The sequence below is a fragment of the Clostridium sp. chh4-2 genome (genome assembly GCF_002899675.1).
In the GTDB taxonomy this organism is placed as follows: Bacteria; Bacillota; Clostridia; order Lachnospirales; family Lachnospiraceae; genus CHH4-2.
Window position 1 is genome coordinate 293,635 of record NZ_PKUU01000002.1, and the last position, 21,586, is coordinate 315,220.

Here is a 21,586-nt window from a genome sequence, read left to right on the forward strand (position 1 = left end):
GATCGTATGGAACCCCTTTAGAACTACTTAGGCCCGTAAGGACAGAACGAGGCAGGTAAAAACTGATTTCCGTCTCATTTTTTAAAGCGCCGCTGAGCAGCGAAGTCATCAAGAGTTCACTGCGAATGGCGCTGACCTGCCTCGTTCTGTCCTTACGGGCCTTAGTAGTTCTTAGGGGCGAATCCCGAATCCCATTTGTCCGTATCTTGCTTCCCCGGCCCGGTTCCCTCTCTGATCGTTTCCTTCCGGCTCCGCTTCCTGGTTCTGTGCGTACCTTTCGCCAACCCCGTTAAATAACAATTTCCTGCTACAGATTTTTAAAATCAGCCAGCCGCTGATTTTCCAGAAACAGATGAATCAGATATTTCTCGGCTTCTGTGAATATCTGACCTTTTCTGAAAAAGATGGTCTGGGAGATTTCCAGGTCCGGTTTTAATTTAAAGCAGAGGATGGGCGGAGCGCTGCGTTCCGGAGGCAGGAAACCGATAGCTCTTGTGTTGGCAATGAAATGTGCGGCCATATCAAGGCGGCTGCACTGCATCAGGATGTTGGGGTGGATGCCAGCATAATTAAAATAGCTGTCAATGATTGCCCGCACGAAAGTATCCTTGTTCATGGTGATGAACATTTCATCTTTAAATAAGGAAAGATCAACGTATTCCCCTTCCATTTCCTCCAGATGATATTGGCGGACCAGAGGATTGTCCCGGGATACGGCAAGGCAAAGGGCGGAATTGGGGCGTGTAATGATGTTGTCAAGCATGGGATCAGTGCTGGCAGAGCCGGACCAGGCCAAGTCTATGGTGCCGTCCAAAAGTTTCTTTTCCAGAAATTTTACATTTCCTTCCACCAGTTTCAGAGAGAAAAAGGGGTATCTTTGGTGGAAGGCAGGAAAAATGTCCATCAGATTCTGCTGTCCTCCGGCTACGGTTATGCCAAGATTGATGCGGCCATGGGAAGAGTCGGCCAGGCCGCTCATGATATGGTTCAGTTCATGGTACTGATTTAAAATCTGCTGGGCTTTTTCCAGATAAAGTTCCCCTGCATAGGTGGGAATCAGCTTGCCGGGCAGCCTGGTAAAGAGCTGGACGCCCAGTTCCTTTTCCAGATTAAGCAGACTGTAGTTTAATGCGGAGCGGGTGATATACAGTTTTTCTGCGGCATGGGTGATATTCTGTTCCTTTGCGATGGTTACGATATAATTTAATTGTTTAAAATCCATGGGTGATGCCTTTCTATAGGTGTGAATTTAACAATACAGTAAAGCCAAAATAAAAGAACTTCTATGATATTACATAATATATTATACTAAAAATCACAAGGAAATAAAAATAATTTTTGTGGAAATGGAGTAAAAGTATGAATGAATATTTTTCTTATCCGGATAAAATCCGGATTGACAGGGCGGTGTTTTATAAGATAGCCCCCATTCCTCTGGAAGTGCCGTTTAAGGATGGGACAGGAAATGTTCGAAATGCCAGTTTGTTCGGCTCCTGGATGAAAATATACGATGAAGATGGAGTGAGCGGACAAGGGCCGTGTACGCCGCTGATGCTCAATTTCTTTGTGCCGATGCTTCTGAAAGAAGATGCGAAGACGGTCAGCCAATGGAGAGAGTATTTTTATTGGCAGATCCGGAATTTCGGATATCAGAGCGCACACGTCAGCGAGCTGGGATCTCTGGATATGATCCTGCTGGATCTGCTTGCCAACCGTGCAGGAAAACCGCTGCACCGGTTTTTGGGAGCGGAGCGGGATTGGTGTAACGTCTATAAAGGCGGCGGTTCCGTGCTTTTATCGGATGAGGAACTGATTGCAGATTTGGTCCGCTTCCAATCAGAGGGATACCATCAGACCAAGTTTAAGATTGGATACGGAAATGACTGGGGGAAGGATATCCGAAGGCTGGAAAAAGCCCGTATTGCTTTGGGAGATGAATTCGGAATTGCCGTGGATGCAAATCAGGCGTGGGATGTGGAAACTGCATTTGCATTTTCAAAAGAAGCTGCGGCTTATCATGTGTCCTGGTTTGAAGAACCGATCCATGCCTATGACATGATGGGGCTGAGGCAGCTGAGAGACAAATTGGATGAGGCCGGAATCCCTATGTCTGTAGCGATGGGAGAATCGGTGCGAAGCTATCACACCTTTGCCGGTTATGCGGATCATGGAGTGGATCATCTGCAGCCGGGAAATACAAGAATGTACTGTATCGGCGAGAATATGAAGGTATGTGAGCTGGCGAAGGAGAAAGGGGCAGTGCTTTCCTCCGGTGGTTTTACCTTTCAGAATGTGGTGATGGGAACTCTTTATGGAGAAGATGCAATGATCGAGTACCATCAGCCGATTATGGAGGTTCTGGTTCCGTACTTCAGCGTGGTATCGGAGATAAAGGACGGAAAATTCTATCTTCCTGATGTCCCGGGGCTGCCTGTACAGATGGATTTTGAAAAGCTGGAAAAGGACGGGCTGTTGGAAGAAATTATAATAAGAAGCAGGAAAAAAGAAATATAAAAAACTAAAAGAAAATAATGAAAAGTGGAGGAAGAAAACATGAAAAAAAGGTTTGCAGCATTAGCAATGGCAATGTCTCTGGCAATGATAACCGGATGCGGCAGCGCACAGGGGTCCGCACCTGCACCTGCGGTATCTGCTCCGTCAGCAGCGGCAGCAGACAGCAGCAAAGACGCTGAGGTGAAGGAAACAACAGTAAAAGAAAGTGAGACACAGGATACAGTAGCGGAGAAAAATGCTTCAGAAGCAGGAAGCAGCAGTCTGGCGGGCGATCCATCTGCCAGCAGCTGGCCTGGCGGTACGGTTCAGCTCTATGTTCCGGCGGCGGCAGGCGGCGGAAGCGATATGATCGCAAGAGTATTTGCTCAGGCTATGTCAGAGGAGACCGGAGGCAACTTTGTGGTAGTCAATGATGCCACCGGCGGAGGAAGCGTGGCTGCAGAAACTATAAGAAATGGAAAAGCAGACGGATTAAACCTGTATCTTGGACATACCGGGCTGTGCGGCAGCATTGCAATCGGCCAGTATAACCATACATTTGAGGAATTTCAGATTTTGGGAACCATTACGGTTCCGGGCAAAGAGAGCAATATCGTATGCATAAACAGCAGCCTTCCTTATCAGACTTTAGAAGAGCTTATTGAGGCGGCCAAGGCAGAGCCGGGAAAATTCCTGGTGGGAGTACAGGCGAATGGAAACAGGCACTTTATGCAGATGCTTCTTCAGAAGAATACCGGCACGGAGTTTACGATTGTAGACTGCGGCGGTGTGGCGGATACGATCACCAATTTAGTCGGCGGAATGGTAGATATGGCGATCTTGCCGGTAAAGAATGCGAGCCAATATATTGAAGTCGGCGATTTGAAAGGGCTGGCTGTTACCGGTAATGAGCGGAGCGATATGGTTCCGGATATCCCTACCATGAAAGAATGCGGCTATGAGAGCGCTGAAATCCCGTCAATCTCAATGCTGGCCGGACCTTTGGGAATGTCGGAGGATGATGTGGCAAAAATCAACCAGACTATGAAGACCGTGCTGGAGAACCCTAACGTGGTGGAACAGTATAACCAGCTTGCCATGGACGCCGGATATATGACGCCGGAGGATTCTGCGGCCATTATAGACGAGATGCAGAAGCTGTATAACGATGCGGCGGCAGAGATGAATAAATAAGGGGTGAGAACATGACAAAAGACCGGGTCACAGGCTTGATTGCCCTGGTTCTGGGGTGTGCGGTCGCAGCGGCGGCCGCCGTTCTCCCTCCGTCCACGATGGCGGGAGACATAGGGCCGAAAGCATTTCCGTATATATCGGCGGGAATCCTGATATTATGCGGAGGAGGGCTGTTTATTACAGGCGGTAAAAAATCGCCGGTTTATTACACAAAAGAACAGCTTGGACGTTTGGCAATGATTTTCGGCGTAGTATTGTGTTATGTGATTGTCATGCACTATCTGGGATACAGGATTGCCACTGTGGCAGCTCTGTATATCCTGTGCACGATGTTCAGCCGTGGAAAGGATATACATCTGTGGAAACGGCTTGCTTTTTCCATAATCCTGACAGCTGTATTGTATTTTGTATTTACGAAAATGTTTGCGATACCGCTGCCGGGAGGCCAATTATTATAAGGGGGAACTGCAATGATGGATTTAATGAATGCAGTGGGAGTGCTGCTTACGCCATATTGTCTGGCGATGATGGTGGTTGGCGGTCTGGTAGGACTGATCCTGGGGGCAATTCCGGGTTTGTCGGGAGCTATGGCCATTACGATCATCCTGCCGCTGACCTTTGCGATGGATTCCAATGTAGCCATCGCCATGCTGATATCCATCTGGGTTGGAAGCTGTTCAGGCGGATTTATCGGCTCCATTCTGTTAGGAATTCCGGGTACGCCAAGCTCTTTGGCTACTTGCTATGACGGATATGCCATGACCAGGAAAGGACAGGTAACCAGAGCGCTGTCGGCGGGTACGGTTGCGAACTTCGCCGGAACGGTGCCCTCCATTCTGATTGCTATGATCGCATGTCCGGTGATCTCTTCCGTGGCGGTAAAGATGGGACCATGGGAATATTTTGCCCTTGGACTATTGGCGATCATTCTGGTGGTCAGTTTATCAAGAGGAAAAATGTTTAAGGGATTTATCGGAGCGGCAATCGGACTTTTGATCACACAGATCGGATACTCCCCGATTTCCTCCACACCCCGGTTTACCTTTGGATCTTATTATCTGTCAGGCGGATTTAATATGGTGTGCGTCCTGACCGGGCTTTTCGCAGGCTGCATGATCATGCACGATTATGCGAAAGGGGAGACGGGGGTCAGCGGTACGTTTCAGGGCGATATCGGAAGATTCCATTTTCCGTTTAAAGATATTAAGAATAATGTGGTAAATGCGGTCCGTTCTTTCCTGATTGGACTGGGAATCGGCTTTCTACCGGGCATGGGTGCTGCCCTTTCTAATGTGGTGGCCTATTCTGTGGCGAAAAACAGCTCGAAGCATCCGGAGGAATTCGGCGAGGGCTGTGTGGACGGCATAATCGCTCCTGAGGTTGCCAACAATGCGTCTGTGGGCGGAGCAATTATACCAATGATTGCTCTGGGTATTCCGGGAGACGGAACGACAGCACTGCTCCTTGGCGGGCTGACGATCCACGGGATTGAAGCTGGTCCGCTGATGCAGAGAAATTATCCGGTGTTTGTCTACATGATTTTCATGGCAGCGGTATTTGCAGCGGTTATCGCATTGGTTGTGGAAATCCTGGGAATCCGGGCATTTCCCATGCTTTTAAAAGCTCCGTACCATTATCTGTATCCGGCAATCCTGGTGCTGTCTCTGACTGGTGTGTACACCAATTCTGGCAATATTTTCTCCGTATTCATGGCCATGGGCTTCACCGCTCTGGGACTGTGGATGGGATATGCCGGGATACCGACGACGCCGTTTATATTAAGTTACGTGCTGGGAGGCACGCTGGAGACTAATTTCAGGAAGGCCATCAGCTTTGCGAGAGGGGATGTATTCATGTTCTTTAAACGGCCTGTTTCCTGCATATTGCTGCTGATTGTTGTGTTCTCGGTTTTAAGGCCGTACATACAGCCGTTGTTTCAGAAGAACAGTGGAAGAAAGGTGAGTTAAGAGAAACAGATCATCCATAGAAAAATATGATATAAAAATGTCCGCCTGGTGCAGAAAATGCATCGGCGGACAAATGAGCAGCGCTGCTGCTAATGTATGTTAATTGTGCAGTAACTACCTCGGAATTAATGTACTAATTTATAACATTCCTTCAGCTCAACAAGAATATTGCCGTTATCTCCTCGAATAGTCTCATAATAGCTGTCGGACAAAACTGGCAGATTCTTCGTTTCAAGATTTGTAACCACATTGATTTTTTGCAAACCATAATAATTATAAAAACGGAATGTATTAAACTCCCAATCCCCGGCAAAGGTTGTCTGAATCAGGTGTTTCAATGCGCCATCATTGTATTGAGGCATATTCTGTATGATTGGAGATGCTCCAACAGTTCCCGTTATCTGGATATTTTTAACTTCATCTGTATTAAATTCAGGAAGTCTGTTTAGCTCAGACAGGACCATCTCTGTCCTAAAATCAACATACCGTTGTTGCTCAGCCAAAGCATTCCCATAAACAAAAGAAAACACAAAAAAGCACCAGCTCAAAGCTAGGCAGCTTGCTCTTGACACCTGTACTGGTCTGTAACAGTCTTTTTGATAATCTGTACATATAACCGCAAGAATTGCCAACCATACACCAAAACCATACATTGCGCGGCACTGAAACAGCGGTAATACAAATACAATATAAAGGCCAAATGATAAACACATAGTGATAACCACTGCAAGCATCGAAACAACAGCCGTCACCCATTTGCTTCTTTTTGATTTGACGACAGATAATACAATAAAAGAAATCGCCATGACTAAAATAAGAGCAAGCCACTTTTTATCAAAATCATGATATATAAAAGTCAAATATCTGCACAAATTGGAAAGAATTCCCACAGGCATTTCTCTAATAGAATATATTTCACTACTGACATATGCCGTAAATGACCGCATAATTAAAACTTTATATATAATCAATCCTAAAAGGTATCCAAACGCTGACAGTGCAGCCAATCTCAGATAATCTTTCTCATCTTTGTGCAGCCATTTGATAAATGTAAGTAAAATAATGCTGACCGGAAAAATCCCTAGGGCGGCTTGATATGTTGTACACGTAATGAATACACTGACAATTACGGTCGCTACATAAAATGCGGTTCCTGTGCCTAAAAACAATAGTGGAAACACACTTGCTAAGATTGTCAGAGCCATAAACGGTGCATCGAATTTATAGGACAGGCACTCTAAAAAAAACGGAGATATTCCAAGCGGCAGCACAGCAATCACGCTCCACATCGAAAGCTTTTTATTATTTGTAAACGTCAAAATCACAATCAAGCTCGCTACTGCCAATAAAAAAACCGCTATAATCTGTGTCATTGGTGAAATATCTGCTAGATATGCATTTGTGTTAATCACTTTACTAAGTATGTTGGCTAAATACCTGCTGAATCCCTCCCATCCCGGATAACCATCTGCTTTTCGGCGCATATCATCTATATACTCAACATCCGCCCGGATAATAGCACTGATAGAAATCAAATATATTCCAACAAGTGTCCAAAATGCTTTCTTAATATGCTGATATTCTGACAGCCTGTCTTGCAAGCGTTTTAATTCGTTTCCCAAGTGGTCAAAAATAATGCAGACCAGATACTGAATAAAATATGCGGAAATAATCCCGCTTATTATTGTAGGCCATAAAAACACCGTCCTTATGCTTAGACTCATACTGGAAGCCAGATATTGTGCTTTATCACTTATTAGCAAAGTACCATAACAAGTATCAGCTGTCAAAACGACAATAAATATTGTTGCAATGACCTTATATACCGATATGCTTTTTCTGATAGTCTCAAATTCAAACCTGAAAAAGATAGATATCACGCACATAATAATGGCGAATATAAAAAAACCTCTGTAATTTCGTATAGAAAAAAAGGATAGCGCACCAAAATTTAATGATGATATCAAAAAAATCAAATTAAACAAGACGGTCTTACCATTTAACCTTATATTATCTTTAGAAATCTGCATGTCTTAATCCCTTCTTTTTGCTTATGATTAATTCTACATCAAATGCTTGCACTTTGAAAAGAAAAATTATGAAATTTCTCATTTCTGTACAAAAGCCCATATAAAAATTTATTAAAAATCTGACTTTTACAGGATGTATTTTCAAAAGAGTCCATAATCCTAAAGTCCAAGGGTTTGATAATTTGATAAACTATGAAACTAAATTATACTGTTTTAGTTACAGTTATCAAAGTTTATGGAATTATAATGAATATTTGATAATTATCTGTTAAAATAATAGAAGACAGACATTGGAAAAACTATATTTTACAGATGAGGTACCAGGTATGCAGCCGGAAAAGACCACGATATCAAAAAGTTTATATGACAATTCAACTGCCGGCCTTTTGACAATTCAGGATGCCGTTGAATATCTTGAAAATCAGATCAAAACCCGTTCTCTGCGTGAAAAACTGGAGAAATTCAGGCACGGATGCGACCTGCAGAAAGTGTTGGTAGAAGGTCTGCTCAATAATGATCCGGGCAGGAAAAAGGATTCGGTTGAGAGGCGGGTCAGAGGATGGCTGAAAAACGGCAATGACCGTTCCATCGATAAGCAGGCTGCCATAGAGGTGTGCTTTATATTAAAACTCTCCATAGAAGAAGCGGATCAATTTGTGACCATGGTTTCGGAAGAAGCGCTTCATTACAGGAACCCGGACGAAATTGTCTATATTTTTGCGCTTCAGCACGGTATGACCTATCCCGAAGCGGTGGCGCTAAATGAACAGATGCAGGAGATTTTATCCAAGACGGAAGATGCAAAAGAGCTGTCGGAAAACAGTTTTACGCCGATCATCCGTTCCGAGGTTTCCGCACTTCAGACAAAAGAAGAGCTGGCGGATTATCTGGAGCACTCTGTGGAACGCCTTGGGCGGTATCACAACAATGCATACCAGGAATTTATGAGCAGGCTGGAAATGCTGGAAAATCCACGTATGGATGAGGCAGAAGTGAGTGCGGGAGAGTTTGACGACGAGTGTCTGACTATGCGCGACATTTTAAGAGAATATTTATTCGAGAAAAACGTGATCTATGCCATGGAACGGGCCGGTAAGAGGACTGAAAAGAAGAAGGGCAAAGATAAAGAACAGGTACAGAAAATTTCAGAAGGAAAACTGGTTTTTACAAAGGTTCAGGAAAATATCAGCAAGAGCTGGCCGGATGAAAGCACGCTGTCTAAGATGAAATCCAGGAAAACTGACGTTACCCGGAGAGTGCTGATCCTTCTGTTTATTGCCACAGACCAGGGGAAGGACTGGGGCAGAGAAGGGGAAGAGCTGGAAAAGGCATATAAAGACGAGGTGGGCCGGGACTATTATGTCTATGATGATTGGGACGATGAACTGACCCGGGATGAGGTGTTTGAAGACATTTACACGCGTCTTAACGACATGCTGTCTTTATGCGGTTTCGCTATGCTGGACCCACGTTCTCCGTTTGACTGGCTGATTTTATATTGCATTTGTGTGGATGATATTTTTGATATCGATATCCGCATGCGCGGGATTTTTAAAGAAATGTTTGGTGAAAGGGTGGATGAGGAAGGAAAATAATTTCAAGTCCATATTCATGGATATGGTACAGTAAAACTGCGAATTGAGAAACCATGAATTAAATGGAGAATTATATGGACAGAAGATGTGTATTGAAAGAGGGAACGATCCTTCCATTTCCAGGAATGATGTGTACCGTTGAATCGCTTATTGGGAAAGGATCGAATGCAGTCGTTTATCTGGGGTCCTATCCGGATCATCATCAGCCGAATCTGCGTCACCGGGTACTGATTAAAGAACTGTTTCCCTATCATGCCAGAGGCGGGATATATAGGAATGAAAGGAATGAGATCTGTTTTAATACATATGCGGCAGAAACTATGCGGCTGAACCGCGCCAGCTTTATCAGGGCCAATGAAGTGCATATCCGTCTGCTGGGAGCTCACCCGGGGGATATAGATTCGAATATTAATACCTTCCCGCTGTATAAAACGCTTTATTCCGTTTTGGGTTTTTCCGGCGGAAGGAGTTTGGATAAGGAACTGAATATGCCTGGTGCGGACCGGATACCGCTTTGCGTCCATATCAGGCGAATGCTGGGAGCGCTTGATGCGCTGGAACTGTTTCATGAATCCGGCTTTTTGCATCTGGACCTCAGCCCGGAGAATATTCTGCTGATCGGAGAAGGGAAAAAAGAGCGGGTCAGCCTGATCGATTATAACAGCGTACATACATTAGAAGAAATACGAAATGGAGATTCGCCCTGCAGCAGTGGAAGAGAAGGTTATATAGCCCCGGAGGTCCGCATGAAGAGGATTGCTTCGATTGGATTTTCCTCCGACCTCTATGCCATGACGGCCGTATTTTACCGCTGTATCACCGGGCAGGAGCTGACTGCGACGCAGATTGTACAGGCATCCGTTCCCGATATATTTGGAGCAAAATGTCTGGAAGGAATGCCGGATACGGTTCTCAGCATGATCCGTCAGATTTTGAGGCAGGGGCTTTCCTCTGTGGGCAGCCGGAGGTATAAAAACGTGGCTGCCATGCGGCTGGATTTAGAAGAGCTTCAGGACCGGATCAATGGAAAGGGCATCACCCATTGGGCCCTTTGGGAAACCGGACGGATTAACATTCTCCATACCATAAAAGCCAATCCAGCATTGGAATATGTCAAAGATGATGAGAAATTATATCCATTGGCGGGCATACAGGAGGATGGGACTGGTGTCACGGTTGCTGAACTGTTTAAAAAACTGACCACATCAGGCGGACAGTCTATGATGATGCTTGGCGGAGGCGGCATGGGAAAGACAACAGCCCTGCTTCGAATTGCATATCAGCAAAGGGCGATGTATTCGGGTGACGAACCGGCTGTGGCTTATATCTCTCTGTACGGTTGGAACAACAGCGGCAGTGAGTTCATCAAAAATAAAATTTTGGAGAATTTAAGGTTTAAGCCGGAAACTGACAGCATAGAAACCGCCAGGCACGAGCTGATCCGCCTTCTGAGTTCCCCTGCCCATACCAAATGGGGAGAGCGTCCCAAGCTTCTTCTCCTCTTAGACGGATTAAATGAAGCTACCGGGGATTTAACCCTTCTTATGAAGGAAATTACTGAGCTTTCCACGATGGCTGGAGTGCGGATTCTGCTGACCAGCCGTAGTGAGATCGCTGAATTGTCATTTCCCAAAATAAAGCTGAGACAGCTGGAAGAATCAGAGGTAGCCGCAGTGCTCTCGGCAAACGGCATTCTTCCTCCCGACAATGGCGGGCTGTTTCAGCTTCTGCGCACGCCCATGATGCTGTCCATCTTTGTAAAGACGGCTTTGGAGGGCAGAAAACAGTTATTTATCGATACCCAGGAACAGCTTCTTACCAGCTATCTGTCCTCTCTCTTGGAAAAAGAAATGAAAAAATATCCGGAGCATTCTTCCGAACGGTGGCGGGTTGATGCGGCTTTGTATTATGTTCTTCCGGAGATGGCCTGCCTTCTTCATGCAAAGGAAGCGGCGGCGTCTAACCGGGAACTCCTTCCTATAATAGAAAAATGCTACCGCAGGCTGTCAAATCAGGATATGACGGCCGTATTTCCACAGTGGATCGGGCATTTGGCGGATATACGGGGCGAAGCCCAAAATGCGGAAGAGTGGTACGGCCAGATGGTTCACACGATTCTGTGGAGAAGGCTGGGCCTGATTATCAGAGATGAAGATGGAAATTACCGCATTGTCCACCGTTTGATCGAAGAATATCTGGTCGAAATCCAGCAGGAGTTCAATCATAAATTTTTACGGCGAAAAAGAATCCGAAGCAGTATCGGAGCCGCTTTGATCCTGGTTATGGCAGGCGCATTTTATCATGGAATTTACGTACCAAACCAATCGGTTCCCGTTACGGCCGATGTAAAATATTATGATAAAGATATTTCTAAAAATGTATTTGATACGGCGTTTGCCGCATACATAAATGCCGCCCGCCAGTATGATACGACAGCGGATCTTTTGGACTGCTTTGATGAAGATCCCGTTGACAGAAATGAGTTTGAGAGAAAACTGTACCGCTGTAAAACGGGTCTGAGTGTGGATATTGCAGGTCAAAAAGAGAGGGAATCTGCTTATGAAGACAGACTGCTCAGCACAGGCCAGGTTATGCCGTGGTCTGAAAATCCCTTGAACGCTGAGGCCTATGAAGCTCTGACATCGCTGCCTGAGGAGCGGGCAAGCGGTTATTTAAAATATATTGAGATTCTGGAACAGCTGATGCAGGATCAGGATTTATGGAAAGCGTTTGGAGAAGAGTATGTGACTTCCTTTAGGGAGGCCGTAGAGTGCGACGCTTTTATTTCCGGAAAATATTACTGGCTTGTGCTGGAACCGGAGCTTTCCCGGATGGAAAACAGCGCATCAGAAGACGAAATGAATTATTATCACCTCTGTATGAAGAATACAGCCATGTATCCCAAACAAAATCAGATCACAGAGGCATCAAAATCGGATGACTTAGAAAATAATCTTGAGTCATACGAGGCAAAACGAATAACAGCGTGGCGTTCGTTTCTTCAAAATGCCGCCATAACATTAATTAACAGTACAGGAGACGACTGAAATGAAAAAGGGCTTTATGATAAAAATGACGGCGTTTTTATTGATGGCAGGCGTGTTTGCCGGATTGACCGGCTGCGGAGCCGGAAATAATGCCGCCGAAAGCAGTATCTCCCAAAGCAGTACCTCCCAAAGCCAGATGGAAACAACTGAGCCCGGAAAAACGCTGACAGAGACAGAACCGGTTTCCATAGATTCGCCGGAAAAGGATGCGGCGGTCCGGCATCTGTTAACCGTTTGGTCTGATTATCTGCAAGTTCTCGATAAGATGTATGCCAGCGAATTGTGGGCATTTGATTATGCAGAACGATATGTAAACAGCGGGGATTGGAACGATCTTACAAAAGCCAGAACCGCCTGTATCGCATCGGCCCGTTATCTTTCGGAACTTGCCATGACAGAAGCAGATTTAACGGAAGAAGAATATCTTGTGTTGTTTAATGCGGGAATTGATACAGCGTATCAGTCAAACCAGTTTCAATCAATTCAGGCCAGTCTGGAAGAAGCTCACATGCTGGTTCGTGATTCCGTGCTGGAAACCTTGGAAGCCGGTATTTTTAACTCCGGCAGGGTGGATATTTTGAAAGATCAGATTTCCGTCAATAGAGAATACATTCAGCACATGAGCGAGTATGAGTGCAGGACGACCAATTATATGCTGCTTTCGTTAGGTGATGAAACGCAGGCTTTCGAATTTTGGAACGCCATGCCGGATAAGTATCCCACCCTCTGCATGGGGTATGAAGAATGGATCGATGATGAAACGGAGGCACTGAAAGCCGGAGATGAGGATTTAAACGATTTGGAGGATATAATCTTAAAACAGTCCGAGGTGATTTCCAGTCTGAAAGCGGAACTGTATACCATGAATCAGATATTTGAAGCCAATGATATGGAAAAACTATTGTCATCTGCTTTTATCATGAAGAATCCTCCTGAATTACTGCCTATGCCTGATTGGTATGATCCGCAGACCGCCGGATATTTAAGTTTTATTTTAAATGAGGACGGCAGCGTCGATTACCCGGAATCAGGAGATGTGCTGGAAGATGCGTCCTATGGAATATATATACAGATCAAAGGGCTTAGTTCCGAGGAAATCAGCGACTATATTACGTTTGTAAAGGATTGGGGACGAGATGCCTGGAGGGGGGAAGGGGAGAAATGGTACATAAAAATGCAGGATTACAGCGTCATGATCAGTCTGGAAAATGAAACAGCCACGTTGATGTTTAATGGACAGGATGTGACTTTTGCCCCGCTATGGTATCTGGGGATTTGAGAACAGAGGAGTGAAGGAATGTAAAAAGGTGCGAAAATGGAAGTTCCGGTTTCGCGCCTTTTTATCGCGATTTTCTACGATTTGTTTATGAAGCGGAGCAGCAGAAAGCGGAAACGAGTTTCAAAAATTTTCCCCATCATTTGATATCCTATGCTTGTCGAGAGAATGGGACAGTAGATTCTCAGCGGCGGAATGTATGCGCAAAATGTATTGATTGGACAGGAGGATTGTAATGAGAAGAGTGAGACTTGTAAAGGGGACTACCAAAAAGGCGATTGCTATGGCATCCGCTTTCATGATGACGTTCGGTACGGCTGCCGGAAATGTATCTGTAATTTCCTCATATGCTGAAACATCAGAGATCACCGGATATGCGGAAGATACGGAACAGGAAGAGAACGTGACGACAGAAGAAAATGATGAGAACGGAGAAAATGGCGGAAGCGAGGAAAACGCCGGGGACGATGAGACCGATGGATCGGGAGAAAACGCCGGGAATGAAGATGCCGGAGAGACAGACGGTACTGGTGAGAACGAGGAAACAGGAGAATCGGAAGAAAACGGCGGAAGCGAAGAGACCGGAAATTCTGTGGAAAATGGAGAGGACGGCGTAACCGGAGAGTCGGAAGAAACTGATGAGAGCGAAGAAACTGGAAGTACAGAAGAAAATAAAGGAACCGGTGAATTAGAGGGCAGCGGTGAGGATGACGCAACCGAAGAAACAGAAAACAATGATAAAATAGAAGAATCTGATGAAAATAATGACGCTGATAAATCCGAAGAGATTAAAGAAACTGATGAAGAAGCCGCTAATACCGAAAAACAACAGGAAATAACTGCAGGAGTACAGCAGACAGAATCGAAACAGCAGATAATGATGTTTTCGGAAACCGGTGATTCTTGGTATATAGCGCTTGAAAACTATGAAATAAAAGATGGATATTATTATATAACCGATGAAATAACTGGGAACAGCAAAAAAATAACGGATCAATATATAGAGAAAGAAATGGGTTTCATTATTTATGTAGATGAAAACGGCGAAATGGTGACAAGAAAGTGGCTGGGGTCCGGCGATGAATTTCGGTATGCAAACAGCAAAGGCAAAATAATTGTGGGCGAAAAAGGTAAGGTCACAGCCGGCTTTTACGGTGATTTTGATGAGTATGGATACTGGACTCCTTCTGAAAATGTATTTTTTGAAGAAACACTGGATAACGGAATCACTGTAACAAAATATGTGGAAGAAGCCGGAAGAATTGCAGGAATAGGCGGAGCAGGCGGCAAAAAGCATACTCAGCAGTACTGCTTTAAGGAGGAGGCAGGAACGTTAACCTGTTACCTTCTTAAAGACGATGGAGAGACAATTATAGATACACCAGTAACAGATGTATGGGTCGGAGATCTGCGTGTGGACGGCGAAGGCCATTTACTGACTGAAGCACACGAGTTAGAGGTGGATGGAAAATACTATGACTTTGACAGTGAAGGACACAGCCTTTTACTTACTAATACCTTTATTGGTGAGGGAGAAAACAGAATTTATGTAGATAATGACGGGAACCAAGTGATAAGCGAGTTCGTTGAGTATGATGGCAGACTTATCTATTTTGATGAAAATGGAAAACAGGTATTCCATGACTGGATCGAGTATAATGGAGGATTCCGCTATGTAAACAGCGATGGAAACATGGTCGTTAAGTCTGTAAGAGTTGCAAAAGGTTACTATGGAGAATTTGATGAAAACGGTTACTGGACGCCTATTTCCTTTGAATTTTGTTCCGAAGAACAGGAAAATGGAACATTTATATTAAGATATGCAGAGAAAGACGGTAAAATTGCAGAAACCAATGAGGGCGGAATACGCCAGCGCTACATCTTTGAAAAAAAAGACAATATTACCTCCTGCTATCTTCCAGGCAATGACAGTGAAAACGTGCTGGTAAAAAATACCTGGATTGCCGATCTGTGGATTAATGAAGAGGGTCATGTTCTGGCAAATGTGGAAAGTCAGCAGATAGACGGCAAATATTATACGTTTGATGAAGAGGGCCACAGCAAATTAATCACAGGAGCTTTTGTTACCGACGAGGACGGAAGCGAGTATTATGTTGGTGAAGACGGCATAAAATTGACCGATCAGATTGTAAAAGTCGGAAATGATACCTATTATGTGGATGCAGAAGGCAAGAAGGTGAAGAGTCAGTTTGTAACAACGGAAGGCAGCACATTCTATTTCGGTGCAGATGGCAAGATGGTAAAGAACCAGTTTATCACAAACGAAACCGGAACTTATTGCTTAGGAGACGACGGCCGTATGGTGACGAATCAATTTGCCACCTCAGGAGATGACACCTTCTATTTCGGAGAAAATGGTCTGAAAGTAATTAATCAATTCGTAACCGATAAAACAGGAACCTACTATGTGGGCGCAGATGGAAAGAAACTGACCAGCCAATTAGTTGAATCTGAAGGGGATACCTATTACGTCGATACAGACGGAAAAATGGTAACCAACCAGTTTGCCACTTCAGGAGAAGGCACATTCTATTTTGGAGCGGACGGTAAGAAAGTTCTGAACCGGTTCGTGACCGATGAGACAGGAACCTACTATGTAGGAGCGGACGGAAAGAAACTGACCGACCAGTTTATAAATGTTGGAACCGATACCTATTATGTTGACGCAGACGGTAAAAAAGTGACCGGCCAGTTTGCCACTTACGGCGGAGAAACGTTCTATTTCGGTGAAGACGGTAAGAAGGCAGTCAGCCAGTTTGTTACCGATGAAACCGGAACTTATTATGTAGGAACAGACGGCAAAAAGGTGATGAACCAGTTTGTAACAGATGGAACCGGAACCTATTATCTGGGAACGGACGGCCGCATGACAGTCAGCCAGTTTGTAACAGATGGAACCGACACCTATTATGTGGGATCAGACGGCCGTATGGTAACCAATCAGTTTGCTACCTATGGAACCGATACCTTCTATTTTGGAACAGATGGTAAGAAAGTGGTAAATCAGTTCGTAACAGACGGGACAGGAACCTATTATGTGGGAGAAGATGGAACAAAACTGGCCGATGAGATGATAATAGTAGGAACTGATACCTATTACATCGATGCGGACGGCAAAAAAGTAACCAGTCAGTTTGTGGAGGTAGAAGACGATACGTTTTATTTTGATGAGGACGGAAAGAAAGCGTCTAACCGCCTCGTGACGGATGAAACAGGAACCTACTATGTGGGCGGAGACGGCCGGATCGTGACCAGCCAGTTTGTGACCGTTGGAGCCGATTTGTACTGTGTTGATGAAAATGGCCGGGTTGTTACCAATCAGTTTGCCTCTTATGGAGAGGATACGTTCTACTTTGGAACAGATGGCAAGAGAGTTACCAGCCGGTTTGTGACAGAGGGAGCAGATACCTACTATGTAGGTGCGGATGGCAAAATGGTGACAAAACAATTCGCCACATATGGTAATGATACCTTCTATTTTGGAGAAGACGGGAAGAAAGTGACAAATCAGTTTGTATCGGATGCCACGGGAACCTACTATGTGGGAGCCGATGGAAGAAAAGTAACCAGCCAGTTCGTATCAGACGGCCGTCACACCTTCTATATGGCAGAAGACGGCACGATAGCGATTCATCGGTGGCTCAATGATGCCAATGGATTCCGTTATGTGAACGGAAAAGGCTACATGCTTGTCAACACTACAAGAGTGGCCGGCGGATTTTATGGACGGTTTGATGCGGACGGTTATTGGACCGATATATCCAATACATTTTTCAAAGATGAACTCTCTGACGGAACGATTGTGACCAAATATTCAGGAGCAGAAGGTAAGGTTGCAGGAATTGGTGAAAAAGTCGACGGAAGAAAGTATTTCTGCTTTGAGGAAAGAGCCAATGGAACCTACTGCTATCTGATTACAGGTGATGAAACTCCGGCTGATGGAGTGCAGGCAGCGAATGTATGGATCAGCGATATGTGGGTAAATGCCGACGGTTATCTGGTGAAGAACAGCGACGTGCCGGTTGATGGCGTATACTATCATTTTGATAAAGACGGACACGGCACTTTAATTACATACCGGATTTCCTATGTACTGAATGGGGGAACCAACAGCGGCAACCCAGCCTCTTACAATGGAGCTATGGACACCATTGTTTTAAGCACGCCTACAAGATCTGCATATAGGTTTGAAGGTTGGTACACAGACAGCAGCTTTACCAATCGGATTACAGAGATTCCGGGCAAGAGCTTTGGAGACATAACCCTGTATGCCAAATGGGAAGCCATTTACACGGACAGCGGCAGCGACGACAGCGATGACGGCGACGACAGCTACAGCAGTACCGGAAGCAATACAAACACCACAAATACCAATACCGCTACCAACACCACCACAAATGCGGGCACCAATGCTAACGCTGCCGGAACCAATACCTCATCTCCTGTATCAGTATCGGTTGGAGCGGATCAGAGCGTGACGGTACAGCACGGTGAAGCCACTATATCAGCGGATTTAACGCTGACCAGCGCAGGAAGCTTAAATAACAATACGATCGTTTCCGTAAAAGAAACTGCGGCGGTTACCTTAGCCGAAGGACAAAAAGCGGAAATCGCCACAATTGCAGTGGGAGCAGACGGTTCTACCAGATCGCTTCTGGCATCTCAGGTACAGGGGGCGACAGTGCAGCAGACCACCATCACGGTACAGGGAGTTACGGTGACACAGAATGCCGTTGTATATGCGGATGGAACCAAGGTAGCGCAGAAGTCAGGAGCCGTTGAATTGGAAGGATTTGCACAAACCGTAATTGCGACAGAGCAGGCCATCCAAACAGGAAGCCAGACGTTAGCGGCTGCATATAATGACAAGGTTGAGATCGATCTGAACCAGTACCAGCAGGTTGGAGCGGCAGTTGCTTACGAAGTAATCGCAGGAGTAAACGGAACCGTTTCTCAGACACAGGTGGAACAGACCAGTTTTGCACCGGGACAGGAAGTAAAAGCTCTGATTACCGATGCGGCTGGAAATGTATCTGCAGTTACCGTTGTGGTAGGCGAAAATGGAGTTGTGCAGTATCCGATTCCAGGCGTAAACTGCATTGTACGGTTTATGGTGCCAAAGGCGCAATAAAGAATCGGAAGGTCGTTTAGCGGACTGGGAAAGAAATTTACATAAAGGGTGAAGGCATTTCTGAAAATGCCTTCACGGTTAGTGTAAAAAGTTGCTCTCATATGTAAATTCTGTTTTTCCAAGCCCGATGATTGGCAGCTAAAAAGGAGGGAACACCCGGCAGCCCGGGAGTTCCCTCCTTTTCAGCATTTTTTAGTCCACTAAATTAAAAAATGATAAAAGAAATACAAGTACATTACTTTTTCCGGTTTTTCCATAGAGATTCGCATAAACTGGCAAAAAAGCAGATCAGGAAAAAGACGATTTCTATTACCAGGGATGAATTATAAGGATTATTGGTTACGAATCCATAAATAGTACAAATTAAGTAAAAGCCGATTGACACGATAAAAGCCTTTAAAAATGCAAGCTGTATGTATTGTTTCATAAAATCCTCCTCTTATAGGGCGGTACAAATTGTAATTTCCATGTTCACAGACAATTGGTTTTACAAAAAATTCTGATTAAGGTAAATTATACCATATACCCATAAAAGAACAATGCTTAAAATTTTTAAAAGAGGGCGGTATTTACATCGAACGTGAAAGCATTTTCCAAAATGCCTTAACGTTTGATGTAAAAAAAGATTTCCATCCTATTATCAAAGCTTTTCTCCAAGCAACTGGCTCCCCCAGCAATTTATGATATGATTAAAACAGCAAAAAGGCCGCCAGATAAAACAGATCCGCATGCCACAATAATAGGAGGAACCCCTTATGATTCACTTTGCAACAATAGGAACAAATTTTATCACCAAATGGTTTTTAGAAGCCGCAAAAGAGTGTCCCATCCTGGAATACCAGGCGGTTTATTCCAGAAATGAGGATACAGCCAAAGCATTTGCCCGGGAATTTGGCGCAAAGACCTATGTCACGGATATTGAAGAACTGGCCCGGATGGAATCGGTTGATGGAGTTTACATCGCCAGTCCCAACAGCCTTCATTATGAACAGGCCATGCTTTTGATGGAACATGGAAAACATATTCTGTGTGAAAAAACCATAGCCAGCAATTCCCAGGAATTAAAATCTATGCTTGAACTGGCTGAGAAAAAGCATGTGGTGCTGCTGGAAGCCATGAGGTCTGTATTTGATCCGGGCTTTTACGCCATATCTGAAAACCTTCATAAACTGGGAACGATCCGTAGGGCCAGCTTCCAATTCTGTAAGTATTCTTCCAGATATGATAATTTTAAAAATGGAATCGTGGAAAATGCCTTCAATCCGGAACTTTCCAACGGAGCTCTGATGGATATCGGGGTATACTGCGTTCATCCCATGATGAAATTATTCGGACGGCCAAAGTCGGTTCATGGAGAAGCGCTCATGCTGAGAAACGGCATAGACGGTTCCGGGACGATTCTGGCAGGATACGAAGGGATGCAGGCGGAAATGATCTATTCCAAGATATCTAACAGCCAGGTTCCCAGCCAAATTCAGGGAGAAGACGGATGCATGATTATAAGAGCAATTGAAAATCCGAAAGAGCTTTTTATCACCTACAACAATGGCGAAACAGAAAAGATCCTCGTAGGAAAGAATGATCAAAATATGGTCTATGAAACAGCGGAATGGGTGCGCCTGATCGAAAACGGCCTGACCGGCCGGGAACACAACCGGTATTCTGTGATGGCTTTGGAAGTTATGGATCAGGTGAGAGCCCAGACCGGATTGGTATTTCCGGCAGATAAGCGGCTGTTTTCGGCAAAAACCGGGGGATCAGACAGTTTTACAGAATAAGACTCTGGACTCAGAATGTCTTTCGGTACCGCAGGGGAGTTGTATTAAGCTTCTTTTTGAAAACCTCAATAAAATAACTGGTGCTGCAAAAGCCTGTCTCATAGGCGATTTGGCTTATGGGGAGGCTGCTGTCCTTTAAAAGGGTTACCGCTTTTGACAGGCGGTAACTTTGAAGGTAGGAGAATATGGTATCTCCGGTGACTCGCTTAAAAAGGCGGCAGCATTCGCTGGAACTGAGAGACACTTCTTTGGCGATCATGGAAATGGTCAGCGGCTCATTATAGTGGTCATTGACAAAATTCAGGATCGTCTGTACATAGGCGTTATTCCTGAGATGGGAACCGCTGTCTGCGCTTAGTTCTCCAGGGCAGCTGCGCAGCAGATGCAGCCATATCTGTCCTAATAGGGCGGCACATTCTATTTCATATCCAAAGACCCGGTTCTCGCAGAGTTCATAGATTTTGCGTATATGAACCAGAACTTCGGCCTGCCAATCCACATTTCTCTTAAAAAGAACACATTCAAAGCCGGCTTCCCTGAGATAGGGCAGCACATATTTCTTTTCAAATACACTTCCCGGAAAGCTGCTGAGCAGTCTGGGCCCTGCGTCCACACAGATATAGGCGCTGTCCGGCTGGCGGCCAGGGCGGGCCATGTGAAGGCATCCGCTGTTTACGAAGATGCCTTCTCCAGTATTCAGATGAAATTGTCTGTGACCCACAAAAAAATCAATGGTTCCCAAAGTCACAAGACAGAATTGGAGTTCCTCGTGCCAATGCCAGTTGATATATCCTAAAACGTTCCGGCTCATAACAGAATCATAGACAGCCAGCGGAAAGTCAAATGACCCGTGGATGGTTGTTTCTTTTTGCTCTTCATCGATGGGGATGTTAAAGACCTGCATATGTATATTCCTCAATCCTGTTATATTATTGCCTATTATTATGATATACTTTTACACCGAAATCAACTATTATTTTCAATGATAAGCGATAGGGGTGCCGACAGGCAGAACCCTCCTTGCGCAATATTATTATATATATGAGGTGAGTGG

Annotated in this window: 14 protein-coding genes; 9 read left to right on the plus strand and 5 right to left on the minus strand. The window is 44.9% G+C overall.

The features are described 5' to 3' along the window. Positions 1–161: 161 nt before the first annotated feature. Complete coding sequence (locus C0033_RS27590) at positions 162–284, minus strand: hypothetical protein (protein WP_278320737.1); 123 nt, start codon at positions 282–284, stop codon at positions 162–164. A gap of 23 nt (positions 285–307) precedes the next feature. Beyond that, positions 308–1,222: a LysR family transcriptional regulator gene (locus tag C0033_RS03230; protein WP_103226412.1), complete on the minus strand. Its 915-nt coding sequence runs from the start codon at positions 1,220–1,222 to the stop codon at positions 308–310. Positions 1,223–1,359: 137 nt separating this feature from the next. Between C0033_RS03230 and C0033_RS03235 the strand changes: the two genes are divergently transcribed. Genes C0033_RS03235 through C0033_RS03250 form a run of 4 tightly spaced genes read left to right on the plus strand, consistent with a single transcriptional unit; the run spans position 1,360 to position 5,654 of the window. Continuing rightward, positions 1,360–2,514 carry an enolase C-terminal domain-like protein gene (locus C0033_RS03235; RefSeq protein ID WP_103226413.1) on the plus strand — a complete coding sequence of 385 codons (1,155 nt, stop codon included), beginning with the start codon at positions 1,360–1,362 and terminating at the stop codon, positions 2,512–2,514. A 39-nt stretch (positions 2,515–2,553) separates the two neighbouring features. Beyond that, entirely contained in the window at positions 2,554–3,687 is a 1,134-nt protein-coding gene (locus C0033_RS03240) for a tripartite tricarboxylate transporter substrate binding protein (protein ID WP_103226414.1), read from the plus strand. A gap of 11 nt (positions 3,688–3,698) precedes the next feature. Next, positions 3,699–4,145, plus strand: a complete 447-nt coding sequence (locus C0033_RS03245) for a tripartite tricarboxylate transporter TctB family protein (RefSeq protein ID WP_103226415.1) — start codon at positions 3,699–3,701, stop codon at positions 4,143–4,145. 12 nt (positions 4,146–4,157) lie between these two features. After that, positions 4,158–5,654: a tripartite tricarboxylate transporter permease gene (locus C0033_RS03250; protein WP_242984401.1), complete on the plus strand. Its 1,497-nt coding sequence runs from the start codon at positions 4,158–4,160 to the stop codon at positions 5,652–5,654. Positions 5,655–5,779: 125 nt separating this feature from the next. Here the strand turns inward: C0033_RS03250 and C0033_RS03255 are convergent, their stop codons facing one another. Continuing rightward, on the minus strand, positions 5,780–7,684 hold the full coding sequence (locus C0033_RS03255; protein WP_103226416.1) for a glucosyltransferase domain-containing protein: 1,905 nt from the start codon (positions 7,682–7,684) through the stop codon (positions 5,780–5,782). Positions 7,685–8,010: 326 nt separating this feature from the next. Here C0033_RS03255 and C0033_RS03260 point away from each other — a divergent pair, with 326 nt between their 5' ends. The 4 genes from C0033_RS03260 (at position 8,011) to C0033_RS03275 (ending at position 18,754) form a co-directional block, all read left to right on the plus strand. Then, the gene (locus C0033_RS03260; protein WP_103226417.1) at positions 8,011–9,279 is read left to right on the plus strand and encodes a hypothetical protein; all 1,269 of its coding nucleotides are present in this window, start codon (positions 8,011–8,013) and stop codon (positions 9,277–9,279) included. Between the two features lie 74 nt (positions 9,280–9,353). Continuing rightward, a complete protein-coding gene (locus tag C0033_RS03265; RefSeq protein ID WP_180994539.1) occupies positions 9,354–12,326 on the plus strand; it encodes a hypothetical protein in 2,973 nt (990 codons plus the stop codon). Between the two features lies 1 nt (position 12,327). Continuing rightward, the gene (locus C0033_RS03270; protein ID WP_103226419.1) at positions 12,328–13,605 is read left to right on the plus strand and encodes a hypothetical protein; all 1,278 of its coding nucleotides are present in this window, start codon (positions 12,328–12,330) and stop codon (positions 13,603–13,605) included. Between the two features lie 232 nt (positions 13,606–13,837). Continuing rightward, positions 13,838–18,754, plus strand: a complete 4,917-nt coding sequence (locus C0033_RS03275; RefSeq protein ID WP_103226420.1) for an InlB B-repeat-containing protein — start codon at positions 13,838–13,840, stop codon at positions 18,752–18,754. A gap of 235 nt (positions 18,755–18,989) precedes the next feature. Here C0033_RS03275 and C0033_RS03280 read toward each other — a convergent pair whose 3' ends face one another. Continuing rightward, positions 18,990–19,181 carry a hypothetical protein gene (locus C0033_RS03280; protein WP_103226421.1) on the minus strand — a complete coding sequence of 64 codons (192 nt, stop codon included), beginning with the start codon at positions 19,179–19,181 and terminating at the stop codon, positions 18,990–18,992. Positions 19,182–19,509: 328 nt separating this feature from the next. Here C0033_RS03280 and C0033_RS03285 point away from each other — a divergent pair, with 328 nt between their 5' ends. Beyond that, entirely contained in the window at positions 19,510–20,532 is a 1,023-nt protein-coding gene (locus tag C0033_RS03285) for a Gfo/Idh/MocA family oxidoreductase (RefSeq protein ID WP_103226422.1), read from the plus strand. 10 nt (positions 20,533–20,542) lie between these two features. Here the strand turns inward: C0033_RS03285 and C0033_RS03290 are convergent, their stop codons facing one another. Beyond that, a complete protein-coding gene (locus C0033_RS03290; protein ID WP_103226423.1) occupies positions 20,543–21,436 on the minus strand; it encodes an AraC family transcriptional regulator in 894 nt (297 codons plus the stop codon). Between the last annotated feature and the right edge of the window lie 150 nt (positions 21,437–21,586).